This window comes from Pseudomonas pergaminensis (genome assembly GCF_024112395.2).
GTDB classification, from domain to species: domain Bacteria; phylum Pseudomonadota; class Gammaproteobacteria; order Pseudomonadales; family Pseudomonadaceae; genus Aquipseudomonas; species Aquipseudomonas pergaminensis.
In genome coordinates this window covers 2415520-2436357 of sequence record NZ_CP078013.2, presented here as the reverse complement: position 1 = coordinate 2436357, position 20838 = coordinate 2415520, and the positions used below count along the sequence as shown (strand labels likewise).

Annotated in this window: 20 protein-coding genes and 1 pseudogene; 2 read left to right on the top strand and 19 right to left on the bottom strand. The window is 59.9% G+C overall.

Annotated features, from left to right (window positions below):
- Positions 1 to 249: 249 nt before the first annotated feature.
- From KUA23_RS11285 to KUA23_RS11215, 15 genes and pseudogenes are all read right to left on the bottom strand, one after another.
- Positions 250 to 1227 (bottom strand): LysR family transcriptional regulator, encoded by a 978-nt coding sequence (locus tag KUA23_RS11285; protein ID WP_252993955.1) that lies wholly within the window; start codon positions 1225 to 1227, stop codon positions 250 to 252.
- Positions 1228 to 1277: 50 nt separating this feature from the next.
- The gene (locus KUA23_RS11280) at positions 1278 to 2219 is read right to left on the bottom strand and encodes a peptidylprolyl isomerase (RefSeq protein ID WP_252993954.1); all 942 of its coding nucleotides are present in this window, start codon (positions 2217 to 2219) and stop codon (positions 1278 to 1280) included.
- On the bottom strand, positions 2216 to 2668 hold the full coding sequence (locus tag KUA23_RS11275; RefSeq protein WP_177409460.1) for a YbjN domain-containing protein: 453 nt from the start codon (positions 2666 to 2668) through the stop codon (positions 2216 to 2218). The genes KUA23_RS11280 and KUA23_RS11275 overlap by 4 nt, the downstream gene beginning before the upstream one ends.
- A 20-nt stretch (positions 2669 to 2688) precedes the next feature.
- On the bottom strand, positions 2689 to 3315 hold the full coding sequence (locus tag KUA23_RS11270) for a DNA repair protein (protein WP_078047901.1): 627 nt from the start codon (positions 3313 to 3315) through the stop codon (positions 2689 to 2691).
- An 18-nt stretch (positions 3316 to 3333) separates the two neighbouring features.
- Positions 3334 to 5034 carry a putative porin gene (locus KUA23_RS11265; protein WP_100491037.1) on the bottom strand — a complete coding sequence of 567 codons (1701 nt, stop codon included), beginning with the start codon at positions 5032 to 5034 and terminating at the stop codon, positions 3334 to 3336.
- Positions 5035 to 5077: 43 nt separating this feature from the next.
- Positions 5078 to 5782 carry an energy transducer TonB family protein gene (locus KUA23_RS11260; RefSeq protein WP_252993953.1) on the bottom strand — a complete coding sequence of 235 codons (705 nt, stop codon included), beginning with the start codon at positions 5780 to 5782 and terminating at the stop codon, positions 5078 to 5080.
- 3 nt (positions 5783 to 5785) lie between these two features.
- On the bottom strand, positions 5786 to 6211 hold the full coding sequence (locus tag KUA23_RS11255; protein ID WP_252993952.1) for an ExbD/TolR family protein: 426 nt from the start codon (positions 6209 to 6211) through the stop codon (positions 5786 to 5788).
- 11 nt (positions 6212 to 6222) lie between these two features.
- Positions 6223 to 8022: a DUF2341 domain-containing protein gene (locus KUA23_RS11250; protein ID WP_252993951.1), complete on the bottom strand. Its 1800-nt coding sequence runs from the start codon at positions 8020 to 8022 to the stop codon at positions 6223 to 6225.
- Between the two features lie 24 nt (positions 8023 to 8046).
- Entirely contained in the window at positions 8047 to 9630 is a 1584-nt protein-coding gene (locus tag KUA23_RS11245; protein WP_078047897.1) for a ShlB/FhaC/HecB family hemolysin secretion/activation protein, read from the bottom strand.
- A 59-nt stretch (positions 9631 to 9689) separates the two neighbouring features.
- Positions 9690 to 10283, bottom strand: coding sequence for a transposase (locus KUA23_RS11240; RefSeq protein WP_099492500.1), 594 nt, complete (start codon positions 10281 to 10283; stop codon positions 9690 to 9692).
- Positions 10284 to 10529: 246 nt separating this feature from the next.
- Positions 10530 to 11736 (bottom strand): annotated as a pseudogene (locus KUA23_RS11235) (DSD1 family PLP-dependent enzyme).
- A gap of 56 nt (positions 11737 to 11792) precedes the next feature.
- Positions 11793 to 13124: a D-arabinono-1,4-lactone oxidase gene (locus KUA23_RS11230; RefSeq protein ID WP_252994272.1), complete on the bottom strand. Its 1332-nt coding sequence runs from the start codon at positions 13122 to 13124 to the stop codon at positions 11793 to 11795.
- Between the two features lie 73 nt (positions 13125 to 13197).
- Positions 13198 to 13554 (bottom strand): c-type cytochrome, encoded by a 357-nt coding sequence (locus tag KUA23_RS11225; RefSeq protein ID WP_078047893.1) that lies wholly within the window; start codon positions 13552 to 13554, stop codon positions 13198 to 13200.
- A gap of 145 nt (positions 13555 to 13699) precedes the next feature.
- Positions 13700 to 14452, bottom strand: coding sequence for an outer membrane beta-barrel protein (locus KUA23_RS11220; RefSeq protein ID WP_100491045.1), 753 nt, complete (start codon positions 14450 to 14452; stop codon positions 13700 to 13702).
- Positions 14453 to 14585: 133 nt separating this feature from the next.
- Positions 14586 to 15413 carry an arylamine N-acetyltransferase family protein gene (locus KUA23_RS11215; protein WP_100491046.1) on the bottom strand — a complete coding sequence of 276 codons (828 nt, stop codon included), beginning with the start codon at positions 15411 to 15413 and terminating at the stop codon, positions 14586 to 14588.
- A gap of 120 nt (positions 15414 to 15533) precedes the next feature.
- Between KUA23_RS11215 and KUA23_RS11210 the strand changes: the two genes are divergently transcribed.
- On the top strand, positions 15534 to 15770 hold the full coding sequence (locus KUA23_RS11210) for a DUF6555 family protein (protein WP_078047890.1): 237 nt from the start codon (positions 15534 to 15536) through the stop codon (positions 15768 to 15770).
- Between the two features lie 516 nt (positions 15771 to 16286).
- On the top strand, positions 16287 to 17270 hold the full coding sequence (locus tag KUA23_RS11205) for an LLM class oxidoreductase (protein WP_078047889.1): 984 nt from the start codon (positions 16287 to 16289) through the stop codon (positions 17268 to 17270).
- 415 nt (positions 17271 to 17685) lie between these two features.
- On the opposite strand, the gene KUA23_RS11200 is transcribed toward KUA23_RS11205, so the two are convergent.
- The 4 genes from KUA23_RS11200 to KUA23_RS11185 all read right to left on the bottom strand — a co-directional run bounded on the left by KUA23_RS11200 (position 17686) and on the right by KUA23_RS11185 (position 20509).
- Positions 17686 to 17988, bottom strand: coding sequence for a putative quinol monooxygenase (locus tag KUA23_RS11200; protein WP_078047888.1), 303 nt, complete (start codon positions 17986 to 17988; stop codon positions 17686 to 17688).
- Between the two features lie 228 nt (positions 17989 to 18216).
- Positions 18217 to 19317, bottom strand: coding sequence for a low temperature requirement protein A (locus KUA23_RS11195; RefSeq protein WP_252993950.1), 1101 nt, complete (start codon positions 19315 to 19317; stop codon positions 18217 to 18219).
- 98 nt (positions 19318 to 19415) lie between these two features.
- Positions 19416 to 19955, bottom strand: coding sequence for a DsbA family protein (locus KUA23_RS11190; protein ID WP_078047886.1), 540 nt, complete (start codon positions 19953 to 19955; stop codon positions 19416 to 19418).
- An 11-nt stretch (positions 19956 to 19966) separates the two neighbouring features.
- Positions 19967 to 20509: a redoxin domain-containing protein gene (locus KUA23_RS11185; protein ID WP_252993949.1), complete on the bottom strand. Its 543-nt coding sequence runs from the start codon at positions 20507 to 20509 to the stop codon at positions 19967 to 19969.
- Positions 20510 to 20838: the final 329 nt, after the last annotated feature.

Sequence of the window (20838 nt, the reverse complement as noted above, 5' to 3'; positions counted from 1 at the left end):
CGCCGGCAAGCCGGCTCCACAGAGAACAAAAAGCGTATCTACGATGCGAAGCGAGTCGCTTTTGATCTTGATCTGAGGCGGCCCCCCAAATACCTGTCGGATTACGGGCACACCGAGCCTAAGCGAGGTGCCGAGTGTTGGGGCAAGAGCCTTTTGGTTACTTTTGGGCTCTTTTCAAAAGTGACCCGCTGTAAGAGCGGAACCATTGGCGGCCATCCCCCAAACAACGGATATGTACCCAATCAACCATCACTCAAACCACTCCCGCCTCCCCTCAAACGCCCCCACAATCAACTCCACAACCCCCCGCACCGCCTCACCCTCCCCAACCTGCGCATTCACCGCCAACCACACCTGCCGCTGCATACACTCATCCAACAACCCCGGCAACGCCACCAGCCCCCGGTCAAAACTGCTCATGTAATGCGGCAGCAACCCAATGCACGCCCCACAACGAATCATCTCCAGCATCAGCGAATAAGCATGCACCTGCACCACCGCCGCCAAGCGTTGCTGCACCACCTGGTTCCACGCCTGCAAAGCCGCCACCTGCGCATCAGGCTGCCACTGCACCAACATGTAGTCGTCAAGGTCCTCCACACTGTCCGGCCGTGTCGTCAACCGCGAATACCGCTTGGCGATATGCGGCAAATACTGCAAACGCGCCAAGGCCCTCGGCGGCTCAGTGGCAAAGCTCGGACCAGGCACAGGCCCTTCCGCGTCCGACAGCCACAGCACCACGTCCACATCCACCGCCTGCAATGACAGCTGGCTGTCGATCGAAATGATCTCCAGACGCACACTGGCATTGCGGCGCAGCAAGGCGATCAGATCGCGCCCAAGAATGTCATGCAAGATCGGCTCAGCCACCGCCAGCCGAATCAACGGTTGCTCCGTCACCGGCAAGCGTCGCTCCTGGGCCAGGGCAATCAGCTGCGCCTGCAACTGCTGGCCATCGCGACTGAGCACCAGCCCATTGCCCTGATAGCTGAACAGCGAATGACGCACGTGTTCTTCAAGCTGCGCCAAACGCTTGCGCAACAGCGTCGCCTTGATATTCAAACTGCGCGCCGCCTGCATGAAACAACCGCAGCGCGCACTCACCAGAAAGTAGCGCGCCACCTCCGGGTCGATCTCATGGGCCAGGGCCAGCCAACTGCTACGGCCCTCGGCGGGTGCGCGATAAGCGGAGGGGCCCTGGGGGGCAGACGGTTCTAGAAATGCCATGGGAGACTCCCTGTCTTGTCAGTCTGTGCATCCAATGCGGTTGACCTGTGTTACTCCAGCACCTTGTTCAGCTCGGTGCCGTCGATGCTCAGGGTAGCAGTGTTGAGCATGCCTTCGAGGTAGGCTTTGGCGATCTGCTCCTGACGCTGGGCACGCAGGGCCTGGGTCAGGCGCTCACGCAGTTCGTCGAGGGTCGCAGTACGCGCCGGTTGCTGGCCGGTGAGCTTGAGCACATGGAACCCCGCCGCGCTCTGCACCACGTCCGACACGGCACCGACCTTGAGACGTGACACCGCGCCGCGCACTTCCGGCACCAGTTGCTGCAACGGCTGCATGCCCGAGTCGCCGCCGCGCGTGGCGGAGTCGGCGTCCTGGGAATACTGGGTGGCCAGGGCGGCGAAATCACCCGGTGCGGCCTGGGCACGACGGCTCAGCTCCTGGGCCTGGCGGCGCACGTTATCGACGGTTTGCGGGTCATTGGTCGCCAGGAAAATCTGGCTCACGCGATACAACGGCGGCGTTACCCACTGGGCCTTGCCACTGTCGTAGGCCTGCTGCAACTCCGCCGCGCTGGGGTAATCGGCCGGCACCTGGCTGACCGAGAGCATGTAGTCGCGAAACACGATCTGCTCAGTGGCCGCACGGGTCTGCTGCTCCACGTCGGGGCGCTGGCGCCAGCCCTGGGCATCGGCTTGTTCCAGCACAGCCTTTTGCGCCAGGCGTGAGCGAATCCAGGTTTCCAGCGCGCCACGGTTGCCGCGCAATTGCTCACGGGATTCGGCAGGCAGGCTGGCCAGCACGGTTTTCAGCTCCGTCAGGTCGATCTGCTGATTGCCCAGGCGGGCCACCGCCGGCCCAGCCGATACAGGGCTGATCACCGGTGCCGGTTGCTGCGCCGCCACCGGGTCGCTGCCCGGTCGCAGGCTCAAGCCCACCGCCACCACCAGTAAAGCCAGCGCACCCGCGCCGACCATCAGGGTTGGTTTCTTCACAATACCGGTGCCTCGGTTTCAGCCTGCAACTGCGCGGCCTGCTGGCTGTACTCACGCAGGTAGACGATAAATTCCTGCAACAGGCGGTCCCACAACTCCAGCTGGCTACGCAGGTGCGTAGCGCCCACGCCCGCCACCACCACGTCCATTTCCATCAACAGGAATTCGCCCTGCACCGACAACCGCGCAAAACGTCGCGATGCGTTCCACACCTGGGCCAGACCTTCGGGCAATTCACCCTGGACCCGCAGCGCGCAACTGTAAGTGAAATCCACATAGTTGCCCTGCTCCGCTGCCGGGTTGCCGAAGCGCACGGCAAAGCCGATGCCCTGGCTGGCGCTGAGCAATTGCACGATGCCATTTTGTTCAGTCTGGTTGACCCGGTAGCCGGCTTCCTGCAGCAGCTCGGTAAGGCTCTGGGTGGTGACGCTGGTGATCAATTCGCTCATGGTGATTTCTTCCCTGTCTATCAATGATTGGCGGTTGCCTGGGGCGCATCGAAACGGCTCTTGTACAAATCGTCGCCAAAGCCCTGGGCGAGTTCCTCGAACTTCACCCGTGCGCTGCTGGCGAACGGCTGGCGAATGCTCATCACCTCGGCCACATCGATTTTTTCGTAGGCCGCGAGCAGCTGCTGGGCCACGCCGTACATCTGTTGATTCTTGACTGAACATTGCTGCACTTGTGTGTCACGTTCGCTCAAGGACGCCTGCAAACGGGCGCGCTCGGCCTCTTTGCCCTTGGCCAGCACCAGCAATTCGTCATAGGCCTTCTTGAACTTGCCGATCTGCTCGTTGCTGGCCGCCACCTGGGCTTGTGCCTGGCTGTGCAGGCTCTGTTGCTGGCCAGCCATTTGTTCGGCCACGCCACGCGCCTGGGCGAGTTCGGCCGTCAACTGCTTGATTTGCGCCTGGGCCTGCTTGGCCTGGTTTTCGGCGGCAATGCGCGCCGCGCTGGCCTGGGCCTGCTCGCTTTGCAGCGCCTGCAATTGCTGGGTGGTGCTGCGCAATTGCGTACGCAGGCGCTCTTCCATGCCCTCGGCCGACGCGCCGGTGGTGATCAGCAGCAGTAACAGCCCGCAGATTCGCGTGTTCATGTGGCATCTCCCTGCGCATCAAAAGCGCGTGTTGAGTTCCAGTTGCATCACATCGACTTCGAACGGCGCGCCATACACTTCGGAGGCGCTCAACCAGCGCGCACTGGCGTAGATGTTCTTTTCGATGCCGTAGTTGGCGCCAATGAAGTAACCCTTGGCGTTGGTCCCGCCCAAGTGGAACGACGAATCGTTGAAGCCGTCGGGCAAGGCGTCGGGCTGGATGTACTTGTAGCCAGCCAGCACGTTCCAGTCGCCGCGCTTGCGCATCTCCAGCGCAGTGCCGAGGGTGAACGAGACCATCAGCGCATTGCCGCCACTTTCAAACTGGCCCTTGCTGTTGATGTTGTTGACGATCTCGCCCTCGCTGCGCTTGAGCATCTCGCCCTTGTCGTAGGCCAGGTTGTGGATGAAGTTGCCTTGGGTGCGCAGCTTGAAGTCGCTGGGCAACTCGGCATCCCAGGCCAGGTTCAGGTCGAGCACATCGAACTTGGACGCCAGGCCCACGAACTGGGGCTGTGGGGTCAGGCCAGGCGTGGCCGGGTTGGGGGTGATGTCACGCAGCAGGAACACGCTGTTGCCCTTCTGCATGAAGGCCAGGCGCGAACCGTCGCTGTCGCAGGCGGGCTGCCCGGCCCAGGGTTCACAGGCACCGGAGCGCTTACCTTCGATGTCGTCAAAGTGGTAGTACGCCACCGCGCCCTTGAGGCTGTTTTCGCGGTTGATCTTCCAGTTGGCGCCGATCTGCCCGCCAAACAGCCACTTGGTTTCGCTGTCTTCCTTGTCAAAGCCGTTGCTGCTGGCCGAGTCGGAGGTGTACTCCACCGGGAACGCGCCGAGGGTGCCGAACAGGCCCCACTCGCTGTTCAGGGCATGGTTGAAATTGGCGGCGATACCGTCGAAGTTCAGGTCGCCCGAATACATCATGTCGGTGGAATAGAACGGGTTGGCGAAGCGCCCGGCGGTGAGGGTCACGTCCGGGGTGGCCTTCCAGCTCAGGTAGCCCTGGTCGAGCCAGATGTCCTTCTTGCCAAACCCGCCGCCCAGGGTCTGGGTGGTGGACACCGGGTTGTTGTCGGAGCCGGTGCCGACGCGAATACCGGCGGTCCATTCCGGCGACAGCACCGCTTTCATGCCCAGGCGCGCACGCAGGCGGAACAGGTTTTCGCGGTCCTTGGTGGTATTGAGCAGCGGCGGCAGCTTGGTGTTGGTGTCTTTGTTGGTGTCGTACGGGCCGCTTTCATTGAGCTTGGCGTAGTCGACGATCTCGTTGCTGTTGTTGCCCGAAAAGTAGCGTGATTCATCCCGCAGGCGGATATCACCATCAAAGCTGATGCGCGAGACCCAGTCTGGGAAAGTATTGGGCTGGGCCCAGTTTTCCTGCTTGGCGGTGGCCATGACCTCGGCCTTGACCTGGTCGCGAATCTGATCCTTGACCGCCTGCGGCACGTACTGCACGCGCACATCGCCGGGCGCGGCGGTCGGGCCGGCGGCAACCACCGGCGCCGCATTCGCCTGGCGTGCCTGCTGGGCTTCCTTTTCGGCCTGGGCGATCAGCCCATTGGCGGTGTCCTGGGTCAGCACGCCTTGCTGCACCAACAGGCGGATCAGGTTGATCGTGACGTTTTCCGAGGGCGCGACCGGCGCTGCAGCCGCCTGGCCGACCAGGGTCGCGATGACCATGCCAACCGCCAGGGTCAGTCGATTCACGGGGGAAATCATGTGTACGCAACTCCTGTAAAAAACCGTAGATAAGAGGTTTCGATCAATCCGGGCGCCGGCCCTTGAGGGACAGGCGCATGGGCAGCGTCAACGACGCCGGCGGCTTCTGGGTGGCACGCGGCGCCTGTATCAAGGCGAGCATCTGCGCATCGGTCTCGGCATCGCCGCTGGACTTGGCCACCAGCGCTTTGGTGACTTGGCCATCGGCGCCCAGCCACAGGTCTATCTGTATCGAGAACGCCTTCTTGCGCAGCTCAGGGTCTTCGCGCATCAGCCGTTGATAAGTGCCGGCCAGGTACTGCTTGTAAGTGCCAGTCCCCAGCCCGCCGCCGCCACTGCCGGCCATGCCGCCGCCTTTACCGGCGCCGATGTTGAAGCCGTCAGTGCCAGACTGGGCGTCGCCGTCGATCTGCATCGGGTTGGCCAGGTCCTCGTTAGGCGACGGTGGCGCTTCCTCGGCCGGCTTGACCTCTTCGGGTTCCGGGCTGGGCACCGGCTCCGGGACTTTTTCTTCGACCTGGGGCTCGGGCTCCTTGGGCTTTTCCGGCGGCGGCGGTGGCGGTGGTGGCAGCGGGATAATCGTCGGCACCTTCGGCGTTTCGCGGCGCACGCCACTCATGTCATTGGCCCACTGCCACAAGAACCAGGCCGCCACGGCGCCCAGCAACAGGCCGGCGCCCCACTTCAACGGGCGCAAGGGCGGTGTCTTTTTCACTGGCAAGGGTGCGATCGGGATCTGTGCGGTCATGGCTCAGCCCTGGCTCGGTTTGCCAGTGACCAGCCCGACCTGGGACAGCTCCAGCCGGCGCAGCAGGTCAAGCACTTCGATCACCTTCTGGTACTGCACCATCGCGTCGCCGCGCACGATCACCGGGAAGTCCGGGTTCAGCGCTTTCTCGATGCGCAGGCGCTCTTCCAGCTCGCCGAGGGTCACCGGGTAGGCGTCGAGGAACACCTGGCCGCCGTCATTCACCGAGATGGCCTTGGTCTTGGCCTCCGACAACGACACCGAAGCACTGGCCTTGGGCAGGTGAATCTGGATGCCCGACACCTGGGCGGTGGCGGTGAGGATAAACATCACCAGCACCACCATGAGCACGTCCACCAGGGGCGTGATGTTGATGCTGTCGACGGCCGCGTCATCGTCATCGTCGTGGGCGGCATTTACGGAAGCCATGGCGATTCTCCTCAGGCCGGAACAGCCGCGTGATGGTCACGACGGTGCGCCGCTTCACTGGATTGGCTCTCGCCGTGCATCTCCGCCAGGCGGGTGATGAACTCGTCGACAAACACACGCATGTCCGCGCTGACTTCCTTGTTGCGCGTGATCAACCGGTTGTAGCCAAACAGCGCCGGGATCGCGACAAACAGGCCCATGGCGGTCGCCAGCAACGCCGCCGCCATACCGGGGGCGATGGCGTTGATGTTTACGTCACCGGCCATCGCCGTGCCGAGGAACACCACCATGATCCCCAGCACCGTACCGAGCAGGCCGATGTACGGGCCGCCGGCAATGGCGTTGGACAAGGTCGAGAGCTTGGCGCTGAGCGCCTGGTTTTCGCGGGTGCGCACGCCGTCCATGGAACAGCGGATGGCTTCGATGGTGGCGGCCGAGACCGACGAGGTGTCGGCACCCTGGGCACGCCGGGTACGGATCTCCTTGACCGCCACCAGGTACAGGCGCCACAGCGAAGAATGGGCCAGGCGTTCGCCGAGCTGGGCGTCGTCGGCGTACATCTCCAGGCGCGTGCCGATCTGCGCGAAGTGCTCGCGGAAGATCTCGTTGGCACCGCTCACCCGGCTGACCTGGCGGTTCTTGCGCAGCATGATGACCCACGACTGGAACATCATCGCCACCAGCACCAGGATGATCACCCAGGCGTCCACCGGCACGGCGTTGAGCAGGAAGCCCAGGCTGCCGAAACCAAAGCCGGACTGTTCTTCGTCCACCCCGTAGGCCACCAGTTTCGACTCGGCGCCCTGGGCGCTGGCATCGGCCAGTAACAGAGCAGCCGGGCGCGCCACCTTGGACAGGCGCAGCTCATCAATGGCCCCTGCGAATGGCTGGCGCGTGCTGCCGGCTTCCGGCAAGTCGGCGCCGAGGGCCAGCTGGGAATTGAACGCCGGCAAGGCGACCGCCAGGGTCGCGGTTTCACGGCCATTCACATACAGCGTGACCTTGTCACCCTCGGCAGTGAACGCCAGGTGCTGCCATTGGCCGGGGTTCAGCGGTTGGGTCGACACCGCGCGCTGACCGTCGATCTCTACAAACGGCATGCCCTGGTTCAAGCCCAGCAGCAGGCTATGGGTGCCATCCCGACGCGCCAGGACGACTTGCTCGCCACTGGCCTGGTCCAGGCGCAACCAGGCGCTGAAGGTGAACGCAGCGCCTGCCGCGTGTTGCAGCGAGGGGCTGGCCGGCAACATCAGCGGTTGGCCACTGAACTGCAAGGCACGGCCGATCACGCCATCGATGGCTGCGCCGGTGGCGTTCAACGCCGTGTTGGCATAGGCCGTGGTGTCCCGGGCCGGCGTGCCATTGGCGCCGTCAAAATGGTAAAGCGCGGTGTAGTTCGGGTCGAACGTCAGCTGGCCGTTGGCGGTGGCCGGGGCCTTCTGGTTGCCGTAGTACATCCACAGGTCCTGGCGCTGGCCGCCTTCAACCTTGGGCACATCGACCCAGATCAGCGCCATGCCCATCAGCGGGTCGAAGCTTTCGATCTGGTGGTTGAACACGGTCTTGTCGTCGGCACTCACAAAGCGCAGATCGGCGCCGTCCTCCTTGACCCCGTCAAAGGTGAAGTTGCCGGTGTGCAGGCGCACCAGCAGCGCGGTGCGGCCCAGGGCCTGGTTGATCGCGGCGCCTTGGGCGGTGGTGTCCACCGAAATCTGTTTGCGATAGTGCCAGTCGTCCTGCCACCAGGCATGGGCAGTGGCCGGGAGCGCGAAGCCCAGGCAGATCAACAGGCTCAGGAATAGGCGTTGCATGGGTGAAGTCTCCGGAAGAAAAAGTCAGAAAGTCGCCTGCACACTGAAGTGCAGCCGCGAGTCCTGTTTCTGGGTGTTCGGTCCATCGAGCAGCGGGTAGCCCCAATCCAGGCTGCCGGACAACCATTTGCTCAAACTGGCGCGGGTGCCCAGGCCAACACTGGCCAGGCTGTATTCGTCTTCTTGCTCGGGCAGCGGATCGTGCAGGCGCATGCGCGCACCTTCGGCGAACGCATAGAAACGCCACTCCTGCACATAGCTGCCAAGGAACTTGGCCAGGGACGGTGTGCGCAATTCCTGGGAGAGCAAATACCCCTCGTCCCCGGTGCGCTCGGCTGCCAGGTAACCGCGCACCGACGTGGCGCCACCGGCGGAATACTGCTCGTTGGAAACCAGGGGGCCAGAGGCGAGCTGGAAACCGCCCTTGGTCGCCGACTGCCAATCGTTGGCGAAGGTATAGGTGTAATTCAGGTCGCCCTTGAGCACGGCAAAACTGGCGCTGGCCTTGTAGCGCTTGTACTCGAATTCCTCGGCGTCACTGCCGTAGCCGAAGAACGCGCGGGTGCCCACCACCAGGTTCAGGCCCAGGCCCAATTGCGACTGTTCGGTGTAGCGGAAGCCGTTGTAGCCCAAGGTGAACGGCGCGTATTTGAGCGGCACCTGGTCGCTGCTGGCGCCGAATTTCATCTGCTCGTCGAAGTCCTTGAAGTCGACGCCGAACGAGAATGAGTTGGCCCAGTTGCCCGCCGCCGGCAGGTTGTAGATGGCCGACACCCCGTAGGAATGGCCCTTGCCCAACACATTGCTGCCGCCGATGGTGGCGATGTTGCTGTCGGACTGGTAACCCGAGAACTGCAAGGTCCAACGCTCGTTCAGCGGCGCCGTGTAGGAACCGGACCAGACCTTGGCATTCTCGGTGTCCTGGGGCGCAGTGAAAAAGGTCAGGGAAATGCTGTGGCCCAGTTGCCAAAGGTTGTCATAGCCTAGGGTCGCCACCGAGCGCAGTTTTTCGGTGTCGGCGCTGTAGTCGTTGTTCAGGCCAAGGCTGGCGTGCCAGGGGTTCTGGTCTTCCACCTGCAGGTCCACATCCATGGTGCCCGGGCGTTGACCCTCGCGAACCAGCGGCGTGACCTGGCGCCCGGCACTCCGGTTGAGGCCGGCCAATTGGGTCTGCACCGTAGCAAAGTCCGGCACGGCGCCCTCCTCCAGGGCCGGCACTTGCTCGCGGATTTCCACCGGTGAATAGTGCTTGGCGCCCACCACGCGCACGCGGCCGACCTTGGTTTCGCTGACCTGCAGGTAGACGATACCGTCATCGACCTTCTGCTCCGGCAGCTCGACAAACACCGACTGGTAGCCGCGCGACTGGTAGATCTTCTGCAGCGCATCGCGGGCGCCTTCGATATCGCCCAGGGTCTTTTGCGGCCCCAGGAACGGATACACCGCTTCCTCGATCGTCGCCGCATCGAGCACGGTGTTGCCGCGCACGAAGTACTCGTTGACATCGACCTTGCGCGCCGCCGCGTCTTCCTCGGCCAACACCGGTTGCGCCAGGCTCCCCAGCGTCACGCAACACAGCGCCAGCGTTAATTTGAACAGATGCTCCACACCGCCCCCTGACTGTCTGATTTTTTGCGCCGCCGCCGATTGCCCGGCGTGCGGCTGGCTCAATTGCTGGTGATCGACGTGCTGCCGTGGCGTGCCAGCCAGGTGTGCAACAGGGCGAAGTTCAGTGAGAACTCCGGCATGTGCAGCAAGGCGCCACAAAACACGTCACCGATGATTTTCTGGATGAGTTGCACCGCACGCGGGTTGTTGAGCAGCGTGGCGATGTCGCGGGTCAATGCATGGATGCTCCAGACCTTCTGGTTGAGGTCCAGGCCGACGAACCAGCGGAACAGCAGGTTGTAGTTGAGCTGTTCATGCAGTTGCTGCTCGCTGGGTACCGAATACAGGAGTTGCAGCAGCAGGATCTGCAGCACGGTCTGTGGGGCGATCGACATCGCGGGTTCGGCGGTGAGCCAGTCACGGTGCTGGTCGAGGACTTCGTCGATCCGCGGGCGCAGCAATACCAGGGAATGGCTGGCAGGGATGTAGCTGGAGACTTCCTTGCGGGTGCCCTGCCAGTCGTCCTGGGAGACGATCCAGACCCAGGGTGCGCCGTAGCGATAGACCGACACCGGCTTCTTGCGCGCGGCTTCGACGATCTTCGACAGGCGCTGGTCGAGCTCCTGCATGCCGACTTTCGAGTAACGTTCCATAGTTCCCATCGCCCCACTCCTGGCATCCTGCTTGCGGCTGAAAAGCCCACCTTTCTGGTGGGCTCAAGCGCGTTACACAGGAGAGACGGGAATGGCCAAGGGCTACCGAACTTTTGTCATGAAAGCTTCATTTTGGATTGGGTGGGGGGCAATTTCTGGTGGGGTGTATAGCCGTTATTCGGGTGATGGCTGCTATGGCTTCCGCCCTTACCAGCCATTACCGCAGCAACGGATATCCGCCAATCGTCACGAATAAACCGGCCAAACTTCAACAACCTTACCCCCCCGTACCCCCAGCAAATCCCCAAACTGCAACAACACAAACTCACTCTGCGTCGGCCGTAAAAACACCTGGTCATCCACGTTCAACCCCACAGCCGGCGACCCATTGACCATCTCCTGATTAGAACTACGCCCATACAACTCATTGCTCTTTAACCCACCCGGCGACTCGAACTCCGCCAACCAATTCCCTCCATAAATAAAGTAAGTCCCCCGCTGGTTCGGATCCCACCACGAAAACACCCGCGACTTGCCATCCAATGCCGGAATATCCACCGCCCCCGTGCTTTTCAACACTGGCGTGGCGATAAACACCGCTGGCACATGCTCGCTCAAGGAAGGCAAATCATAATGGGTGGGCTTGAGCAACGCGGTCCCCACCGACACCTCCGTGCTCAGCCGCTCCTGCTCGTGAATCCGATAACTCGGGCTCCCCGCCGTATTCAACGTAAGCCCCTCCCCCCCCCCCAGCAACGTGCTGCCGAGTAAAATCCACATAGCCGGAGTAGCGCCGCATCACTTGCTCGAACAACGTTTGGGGCGAACCCAGAATGCCCGGCACGCCCATCCCCACGAACGGGTCATAGCCCATGAACCCCGCAAACACCAAATGCCGAGGGTTGGCGCTGATCAGCGTGAGCATCTGCCCAAGCACCGCGTTATCACTGACACCGCCTCGATGCAGCCCCACATCCAGCTCGATGTTGACGCGCAACCGCACGCCCAAGCCTTGGGCCAACGCCAGGTAGTGCTGCAAGCGCTCGGGCGTGTCCAACAACCACTGCAATTGCCGCGACGGGTCGAACGGCCCCTTGTGGGTCTGATAAAACAGCTCGGCCGAACGCACCGGCAGCGGCTTGCCCATCAAAATATCCGCCTCGGGGAACACCTGGGCATCATGGTTCAGGAACGGCTGGTGAAACGACATCAGCCGCTGCGTGCCCGCACGCTTCGCGATGTAGGCCAGCAACCCTGGTGATGGCAGGGATTTCTCCACCAGGCGCAGGTGTTTGCCGCCACGCTTGACCGACTGCATGACCACATCGATGTTGTGATCCAGCCGATCCAGGTCGATCAGCATCACCGGGCGCATCGGCCCATGGGCCTTGAGTTCGGCGTTGAGGGTGCGGAAGTAATCGTTGTAGGGGCTGCCCCGGTCACTCGGGCGCAGCCACCAGGCGCCGGCGGCCAGCAAGGCGCCTGTGCCGAGTACAAAATGTCGACGGTTCATCGGGCCACTCCCAGGATGGATGACAGGTGCGCGTTGAGGAATTTGCCACTCGGGTCCAACTCACGGCGCACGCGGGTGAACTCGTCCCAACGCGGGTACAGCGGCTGCAGGGTGCGCGCGTTGAGGGTGTGCAATTTGCCCCAGTGCGGGCGGCCGGCGTATTTCCAGAAGATCGGCTCCACGGCGGCGAAAAAGTTGTGATGGTCCATGGCGTAGTGCTGGTGCACGGAGATCGAGCAACTGTCGCGGCCTTCGAACATGCTCAGGGGAATGTCATCGGCCTTGACGTAGCGGTACTCGATGGGAAACCAGGTGCGCAGGTCCTTGTCGTTGATCAGCTTGAGGATCTCGCGCAGGCACGCCGGCCCATGCTCGGCAGGCACCGAATATTCCATCTCGTTGAAACGCACATTACGCACGTTGCCGTACACCTCGAAGGACTCGGCCACGCGGTCCTCGAAGCTGGCAAAAAAGCGCAAGCTGTTGAGCAAGGTGCGACGTGTGCCGGGGAAGTCGCTGGCATATTTGTCGAGCTTCTCGATGATCGTCACGAACGCATTGCCGCCCGCCTCCGCCGGGTCGATGGGGGGTGTTGCTGGATCGTTGGTTTCATTGAGGGCAATCGACAGCGCGTAGTCGGAGTGGGTGACCACCAGCATTTCCCAGTGCTGGTTCTCCCGCGTGTTTTTATCCACGTCTTCCAGCAGCTCTTCGGTCTTGGCGATCCACTGGCGTTCGCGCAGGCGATAGGGCGTGCGGTTCTGCGAGCGAATGCGGGTGGCTACGCCCAGCGCGCCGAGGGACACGCGGGCGGCGCTGAACACCTCCGGATGGCGCTGGGCATCGCAGTCCAGCACGTCACCCTGGGCGGTCACCAGTTGCAGCCCGGTGACGCAACCGGAATACGAGGTGAAGCCCACGCCGGTGCCGTGGGTCGAGGTGGAAATCGCCCCGGCCAGGGTCTGGTAATCGATATCCGCCATGTTCGGCAGCGCTTGGCCCACCGCCTTGAGCGCCGGGCCCATGCGCGACATCGGCGTGCCGGCGGCGAAGGTGGCCTGCAAGGTTGCCGGGTCGTGATCGAGCAGCCCATTGAAGTAGCTCAGTGACAGCAAGGTGCCATCAGTCGGCACCAGGGCGCTGAAGGAATGCGCCGAACCGACCGGCCGCACCTGCCCCGGCGCCTGGCGAATCACCTGCACCAGTTCGTCCAGGTCTTTCGGCGCCAGGCGTGCCAATGGCAAACAGGTCTGCGCCCCCGACCAGTTGCGCCACGGAATCAGGCGAGGTGCCCGCGCCAATTGGGCCAGCACCGGGTTGCTGGCCAGCGCCATGAAAGCCCCGGCCATGCCGGCGCGCTGCAAGAGTTGCCGCCGTGAAAGCGCCATTCACCACCCCGTCTTATTGTTGGATTTGAACACCGGCCATAAAGCCGATCAGCGCCACAAACTGTGCCTCGGAACACTGCATGCACAGGCCCATCGGCGGCATGCCGTTGTAGCCGTTGATGCTGTGGTCCAGCAGCGTGTCGACGCCTTGGGCGATACGCGGGCTCCACGCCGCGCGGTCACCGGTCAGCGGCGCGCCGGACGCCGGGTTGGCGTGGCACAGCTTGCAACTGCTGTCATAGACCTGGGCCAGCGCCGGGTCGGCGGGCATGGCAGTCGCCGCAGTGGCGCGTTCGGGCGGGGGGCGGGGTTTATCATCACAGGCCGTGAGCAGGCCGAATACAACCAACAGCGAGGCGATGCGGGGCATGGCCACCCTCTCTTCTTATGATGTGGAAAGCGGTTTCCACACTAAGGCAGCGGCACGGCGGCGTTGAGGGTTTTGGCGGACACAAAGGGGGGCTGTTGCGGACAGTTGAACGTGGGCGTTGGCCGCCCACGTCCTGGCGAGGGGCTTAGAAGGCGATACCGACCTTGAACCCGTACTCGTCACGCTTGAGCTTGGTGTTGTCGGCCACGTCGGAGTCACCGTCAAGCTTGTACTCGGTGCGGGTGTAGTACAGGCCCGCGACGACCGGCAGGTCACCCTTCTGGTTCATCAGCAGGCTGACTTCAGCGTAGGGGTTGGTGCGGTCCTTGAGGTCCACGGTGTCGCTGCCAAAGTCATCGACCTTGAGCTTGGTGCGGCCATCGATGGTACGACGGGCGCCGGCTTCGACACGCAGGGTCATATCATCGAACTGGTGGTTGTAGCCCAGGGCCGCCTTGGCGAACGGCGACTTGTTGGTGAGCTTCACGTCGAGGTCATTGATCTCCGGCTCGTAGCGCGTCCAGCTGTAGCCACCGCCCACGATCACGTCGACAAAATTGCGCGCATCCAGCGCGGCACGCCAGCCGAGGTCCAGATCGGCCTGGCCTTCCTTGAGTTTGTTGTCGCTCTTTTCGCCGTACTTGGCTTCGATACCGGCTTGGTAGATAAAGCCGGATTCGGCAGTGAGCTTGTTGCCGAAGTTGTAGAACAGGCCGGCTTCGGGCATGTGGCTCTTGTCGCTCTCGCTGCCGCCTTCAAATTTGAAATCGTTGTAGCTGCCCAGGATCCCGAAGGTAGAAATCGGGTCAGTGGACGGTGCGGCGAACACCGCGGCAGGCGCAGCGACCAGCGCCAGCAGCGAGGTACCCTTGAGGAATTTTCCGAATAGCTTGGACATCGTTTTACATCTCCTTGTCTGGTGAGCAAATTATTCAGGAACCGCTTCGAACCCCTTCTCGCGCGAAAGGTTCGAATTAATTTGCACCGATTTGAAGGTAAAACGGTTCAGCGAAGGCTCTAGATCAATATTCTCATGAATTAGCCATTACAAGGCCATCAAGCGTTTGGCGCAGCGTCGTGTCGACAGGTACCCGAATGCCAAAGGTCTCGGTCAGCAACTCCAACAGTTCATCGGCACTGCCGAGGGTGTGTTTTTCACTCGGCCGATCCAGGAAATGCACGGCGTAGTTGGCGTTGTTCAAGGTATGGCGCTTGCCCGGCGCCAAGCGTGCGACTTTCAGCTGGCCCACGAAGGGCGAATCCGGGTGCGTGGAGACGTACCAGTTGCCGATCTCATAGTCGATGGCCGCCTGCGCTTGCAGGTCGAACACATACAACCCACGCCACTCCTCCCCCACCTGTGCCCACAGCGTGTAATTGCCCTGCCCGTCGAAGGTCAGGCGATAAGGCTCATGCGCCGTGGCCTGCACTGCTTCGGTGTCCAGCTGCAATGGGCTGCTGGGTACCATGCCGCCAAAACCGACATCACTGATATAGCGCACCCCGTCCAGGGTCACCAGGCTCAAGCGATGGGTACGCGCCGTGTGCGCATCCGGCGGCCCACCCATCACCACCCGCCCGGTAATGCCGCGCGCATCGAAGCCGAGCGCCTGCAACAGCGCCAAAAACATCTGGTTCAACTCATAGCAATAACCGCCCCGGCCGTCCAACAGCACCTTTTGCTCGACGCTGGGCAAGTCGATAGGCACCGGCACGCGCATCAAGGTCGACAGGCTTTCGAAGGCAAAGGTGCACACATGGCGCAACTGCAGCGCCTGCAGGGTTTGCAGGGTCGGCGCGGGCGGCGTGTCATAGCCCAGGCGTTGCAAATAGAGGCGGCTATGGGTCAGCAAAGACATGGCGCAATCCTTGGACGCGAGGGGATGGCGACACTATGCCGCGCCAGCACGCAGATTGTCATTTTGAATGAACCTTTTTGAACACTCCCGTATCCATCTATAACAACACAGGGAGGCAACATGAGTACCGCAAAAATCTACACCATCCACTACCAGCTGCATGGCAAACCGAAGTCCTTTGTGGTGCGTGCCGAAGTGATGAACAACGCCGAAGCCTGGCACTGGGCGGCGGTCGATGCCGACATCGCGCACGTGAGTCGCGTGGGGCGCGTGGGCCATGAACAGGTGAAGAAAACGACGCGGCCTTGGGCGGAGAAGTATGGGATTACGGACGTGACTTGGGTTGCGCCGAAGTGAAGGGAAAAGCCCCGCCGTGTCAGGCGGGGCTTTTGCGAGTGACTTGCCTTTTTTGGGCTTACGTAGGTCGAGGGCTGGGAGTTTGGGCCATTGCCTGGAAGCCGCCATCCACGAAGGACTGCTTCCGGCCAATAGCGGCCGTTCTGGAATGGCAGGAAACGACCGATAACTGCCTTCGATACGCGACTTTCGCCCGTCAGCGGCTCGATTGTAAGAATATGGCGGAGAGCTGCAAAACCGCCTACGCTTATAGAATGATTCCTCGAACGCCTTGCCCATCTGGTGGTATAGAGCCGAGAGATCTGACTTCCTTTGACCGTCCGCTTAACACCTACCCGGACCAACCCGCGCCTATCGCCAGCAACTGCCCCCTGAGTCCGGTCCACACAACCAGCAGTACGGCGCAACGGGTAAAAGCCAGACCCAGTACCCCCACCTGCCGTTCAAAAGCGACCGATGCCGCAGCACCTCTGGAAACGGGGGCGCTGTTCACGTTCTGTCATGAGGTCAATCCGTATGTATCGGCCGAGCACGATTCCTTACCAGCAGCATCGAGGGTTCAGCCGAACCTTCACTCAGGGGCATTTGAGCCTTGGATTATTCTTTCCCATGGAGGCGTTCGACGGGGACACTCCGAGCATGCTCAACCAGGTCACACTGGCTAAAAAAGCCGAGGCGCTGGGCTTCTGCGCGCTCTGGTTTCGCGACGTGCCGCTTCGCGACCCTGGCTTCGGGGATGTCGGCCAAGTCTTCGACCCCTGGGTTTACCTGGGTTATATGGCCGCCCATACCTCGGAGATTGCACTTGGCACCGCCTCCATCGCCATCCCGCTGCACCATCCCCTGCACACGGCCAAGGCGTCAGCCAGCGTCGATCAGTTGAGCACTGGTCGCTTGATTCTGGGGGTTGCTTCGGGAGATCGGCCAGTGGAGTTTTCGGCGTTTGGCGTCGATCCCGAAAGGCGTGGAGAGATCTTTCGAGAACACTACGAAGTGATTCGCCGCGCCCACAGCACCAGTTTTGAGCCCATCCACTGGAGCACTGGTGAAATGCAAGGCGCAGACCTGATTCCGAAACCTACCACCCAATTCATTCCAATGCTCGTGACCGGCAACAGTCGCCAGTCACTGGATTGGATCGCGCGTGAGAGCAACGGATGGATCAACTATCCACGCATTCCGAACATGCAGCGGCTGGTCGTGGAAGATTGGCGACTGGAGGTCACGAAACAATGTGGTTCTGTGTATAAGCCCTTTACTCAGTCGCTGTACATCGATCTCGATGAGAATCCGTCAACGCCACCCACACGTATCCATTTGGGGTTCAGACTTGGACGTTACCATCTACGATTTTTGCTGGAGTCGCTTGAGGAAATCGGCGTGGACCACGTCATTCTCAATCTCAAATACGGCAAGCGCCCTGCGGTGGAAGTTATTGAGGAATTGGGTACGCACATCGTTGCGCAGTTCGGAGTGCAGCCGCGTCAGGCAGCTCATTGAACATCGGTCACTGCTACGCCGACGAATGCTCACTTGACGAAACCATTAGGTGTCACGGCGCGGATGACCTACGGTTCTATATCAATGATGGAGATCTTCGCGCCATGAGCGACCGGTGCCCGGCAAACAATCTACCCTACTCATCCTGAACACGTGATGAGCACATTGCCTTGCAGATTCTGTGCGGCTTCCACGCCGTCCATGGACACGATTTGCGCGCATATCCTTTCACTTATACCGAACGCGCAAGCATGGCATGAATCCTGGACACAGCACTTTAGCCATGACATTTATCTTCAATACAAGTGTTTTAATTGATCACCGCCCGGGACAGCGGCAGGCCCAGGCGATCCTGATTTTCATACAAGACATCGTGAGCCTCCCCGAACTGAATGAAACTTCCTGTTGGATTTGCTTAACCGGGCAGCTTGGCTGCAAGGACGTCAACCTTCTCGATTGATGGCGGTTCGGCAAACAGCTCGGCAGCGTTTGCCATAAGCGCCGCCGCGACCTTGCCCGAAAGATGAGCCTGCCGGCCCGCATCATCCGGGAATGCGTCAAAGATGCCAAAGGTGGACGGCCCCAAGCGGATTCCAAACCAGGCTGTAGTGGCTGGCTCCTCCTCCACTAACGGAAGGCCGCCCAAAAGAAAGCTTTCTACATCCTTTTCTTTCCCGGGTTTTGCTTCCAGGCGAACGAACAACGCTACTTTGACCATGATGTGGCTCCTGTTGTTACGATGCGGCTGGCGCTATCAGATCGCGATAGCTAAGAGGGGTATCCGAGACTCTTAACTATGGTCGACGATACCAGGATTACAAACCCAAATAGACCAAGGGTAGCGGCGAGTAGCGCACGGGCAGTGAGAACGACGTAGTGGGCAGCATATAACCGCAAGTCAGCCGCTTGCTCACTTGGTCCCACCCTCTGGTCTGATAATAATGATTCAACGATATCTGAAATTTAGAAAAACATAAGAGATCATGGTTGCTGTCAGGCCGACCAATATGTACTCGACGCGGGGTAAAAACACGACTAACCCGCCCAAAGAAAACACTATCAACGTGTTTTGTAGTATGTATTTCCTTATTCTACTCACGGCTATGAAATAGCCATATTGCTTACCTAGGAAAAACAAGGCCATGCCGGTGATCGACATAATCTGGAAATCGCGTATCGCAATGTCGTTCAGGATCGCATGCCTAATCAAATTCGCCAGAAGTGCCAGCCCCATAAAAAGAAAAAGGTGCGAGTAGATTAAGGCGTGCCCACTCATACTGCTTTGATGTTTGTTCAATAAGTAAAAACTATCAAAATAGATCCACCAGATACTGCAAATCATGATAAATCCGGTGATGGCCGCCATCACATTATAATAACCCCATTGAATGTTAGACAAGCCTCCGGAAAGGCTAATAATTGACTCCCCCAATAAGATTAGGGTGAGTAGACCTATGCGCTCAACCAAATGTTCCGTGTGTGCTGGCAACGGCTTTAGTTTAGTCCAGAAAAACACAGGAAACAGAATATCAAGAACAATCCCAATATAAGCAACAAGATAACGCAAGGGCGGGTCAAAAATAACGGATGAAAGACTAATAACTGCGCTAACTAATAGGGCGAAACCAAGCCTTGAGGAAAGTTCGCCGCGAGAATCGAGTTTACTAATGGATGAAATGTACATAACACTGATGATCGCTCGTATACCAAAATAGCAGGCAATAATAAGCGGGTAGTTAACTTCCAGGTCTTCCCCAATCCGTGCCGATAGCACAATGAGCAGGAGCATTATGAATAATGTTGCCAAACGGTGAAGATTACTGTCTGTATCGAACCTGTTGGAGTAAATCGTGTGACTGGACCAGACCCACCACAACGGTACAAAAAGCAGTAAGAATGTCCATAATTGCTTATGTTCAAAGTGGCCGTCATGAACATGTCCGAGAGTGTGCGTAACCTGGCCTATCGTAACAACGAAAGTCAGGTCAAAAAACAACTCCAACCATGTGGCGTGTCGATTTTCTTCATAATACTTCAAAGATTTCATTAGTTGCCGGCTCCGTGTCCACCTCTTTAATGTAAAAGGAAGCTAACGTTGGTTTTTCCTCGGCTCCGATGTGGGTGATGTTAAGCCGATTTGGCTCTCTAGCGATTTCGTCCACGCACTAACAAAAGTTCAATCATCTGACTCATCCCGATGAACTCTGGAACTCCGTCATAGCGAAGCCCGTCAATGTAAAACGCTGGGGTGCCATTCACGCCGCTGCGTACACCGCCATTGAAATCGGCTTGTATTTTGGGAATGTAAGTATCCTCTTGCATTGCAAGATCGAATTCCTCCTTGGGAAGGCCGTGTTTGAGAACGATGGCGCGATACAGCGGCAGGCCCAATCGATCCTGATTTTCGTACAATTCGTCGTGGGCCTCCCAGAAGAATCCTCGACTCCCGGCATACTCAGCGGTGACCGCTGCACCCAATGCATGGGGGTGAGCGGTGGTCAGAGGGAAGTTACGGAACACAAACAGCAAGTCATCGCGAAAATGCTGTTGCAGATTCTTGACCATCCAATAAGCTTCACCGCAATAGGGACATTCATAGTCGCCAAATTCCACCAAGGTGACCTTGGCATGCGCACTTCCCTGGCGATGGTCGTTGGCACTTACCGGGACTTTGAGAGTGGCCATGTAATCACCTGTTAATTTTTGGTTGGCGTGCTTTGTGGCGAATTCACCAGAGCATCCAGCGCATCCAGAATGCCGTCCGCCCCAGGGTTGATTGCCATTGGTGAGACGTAGCTCCAGGCGACCACCCCCTCCTTGTCAATCACGAACAGTGCCCTCTTACAAACTCCGAGCTGGGACTCGTACGCTCCATACTGTCGTGCCACCGCCCCTTTGGGCTCGAAATCGGCCAGCAGGCAGAAGTGGAAATTTCGATCTTTGGCAAAGGCCTGATGACACCAGGCGCTGTCAACCGAGATACCCAATAGCACCGCACCATATTCTCTGAAGGTGGGTAACAACTGGTTGTACAAGGTCAGTTGGTCACCACACACCGAAGTCCAGTCAGCGGGATAAAACGCCAGTATCACGGGATTTCCCTTTAGCTCACGCAGCGACAACTGTTGATCAGGGGTTGCGTGAAGAGTGAAGTCGGGCGCGACAGTGCCGGCCGGCAGCGGACCCTGAACCAGGTCGCCATTGGTTTTTTGTGCATCATCTAACTCTGAAGTATTCATTGCTTGAACCTTGATAGATGGGTGGTTGGGACGTGCTCAGTGGGATACGACGTGCCCGGCGGGATAACTCCATCCACCATCAAGGGGAAAAAAAAGACAACGCTGCCTCGATCTCAGCCTGAGCCTGAGTAATTTCGGCAGCGAAACGTTTACGTTCCGCATCAAGGAACACAAGAAGATCCGCCGTGTAATCGCGGAATTGGATTAGGCCAGGTTGGCAGGGGAATGGTCGGATTCGCTCTGGCTCACCAATGACTATAGTCGTTGATGACGCTTACCGTAGTAACTGAACGAATTTTCTGTACCCTCCAGTGCCAACAACAGTCACG

Bases quoted from the DNA above. Each gene is read 5' to 3' on its own strand.
- KUA23_RS11285 (WP_252993955.1), bottom strand. From the start codon at position 1,227: ATGGCATTTCTAGAACCGTCTGCCCCCCAGGGCCCCTCCGCTTATCGC.
- KUA23_RS11275 (WP_177409460.1), bottom strand. From the start codon at position 2,668: ATGAGCGAATTGATCACCAGCGTCACCACCCAGAGCCTTACCGAGCTG.
- KUA23_RS11270 (WP_078047901.1), bottom strand. From the start codon at position 3,315: ATGAACACGCGAATCTGCGGGCTGTTACTGCTGCTGATCACCACCGGC.
- KUA23_RS11265 (WP_100491037.1), bottom strand. From the start codon at position 5,034: ATGATTTCCCCCGTGAATCGACTGACCCTGGCGGTTGGCATGGTCATC.
- KUA23_RS11260 (WP_252993953.1), bottom strand. From the start codon at position 5,782: ATGACCGCACAGATCCCGATCGCACCCTTGCCAGTGAAAAAGACACCG.
- KUA23_RS11255 (WP_252993952.1), bottom strand. From the start codon at position 6,211: ATGGCTTCCGTAAATGCCGCCCACGACGATGACGATGACGCGGCCGTC.
- KUA23_RS11250 (WP_252993951.1), bottom strand. From the start codon at position 8,022: ATGCAACGCCTATTCCTGAGCCTGTTGATCTGCCTGGGCTTCGCGCTC.
- KUA23_RS11240 (WP_099492500.1), bottom strand. From the start codon at position 10,283: ATGGAACGTTACTCGAAAGTCGGCATGCAGGAGCTCGACCAGCGCCTG.
- KUA23_RS11225 (WP_078047893.1), bottom strand. From the start codon at position 13,554: ATGCCCCGCATCGCCTCGCTGTTGGTTGTATTCGGCCTGCTCACGGCC.
- KUA23_RS11220 (WP_100491045.1), bottom strand. From the start codon at position 14,452: ATGTCCAAGCTATTCGGAAAATTCCTCAAGGGTACCTCGCTGCTGGCG.
- KUA23_RS11215 (WP_100491046.1), bottom strand. From the start codon at position 15,413: ATGTCTTTGCTGACCCATAGCCGCCTCTATTTGCAACGCCTGGGCTAT.
- KUA23_RS11210 (WP_078047890.1), top strand. From the start codon at position 15,534: ATGAGTACCGCAAAAATCTACACCATCCACTACCAGCTGCATGGCAAA.
- KUA23_RS11205 (WP_078047889.1), top strand. From the start codon at position 16,287: ATGTATCGGCCGAGCACGATTCCTTACCAGCAGCATCGAGGGTTCAGC.
- KUA23_RS11200 (WP_078047888.1), bottom strand. From the start codon at position 17,988: ATGGTCAAAGTAGCGTTGTTCGTTCGCCTGGAAGCAAAACCCGGGAAA.
- KUA23_RS11195 (WP_252993950.1), bottom strand. From the start codon at position 19,317: ATGAAATCTTTGAAGTATTATGAAGAAAATCGACACGCCACATGGTTG.
- KUA23_RS11190 (WP_078047886.1), bottom strand. From the start codon at position 19,955: ATGGCCACTCTCAAAGTCCCGGTAAGTGCCAACGACCATCGCCAGGGA.
- KUA23_RS11185 (WP_252993949.1), bottom strand. From the start codon at position 20,509: ATGAATACTTCAGAGTTAGATGATGCACAAAAAACCAATGGCGACCTG.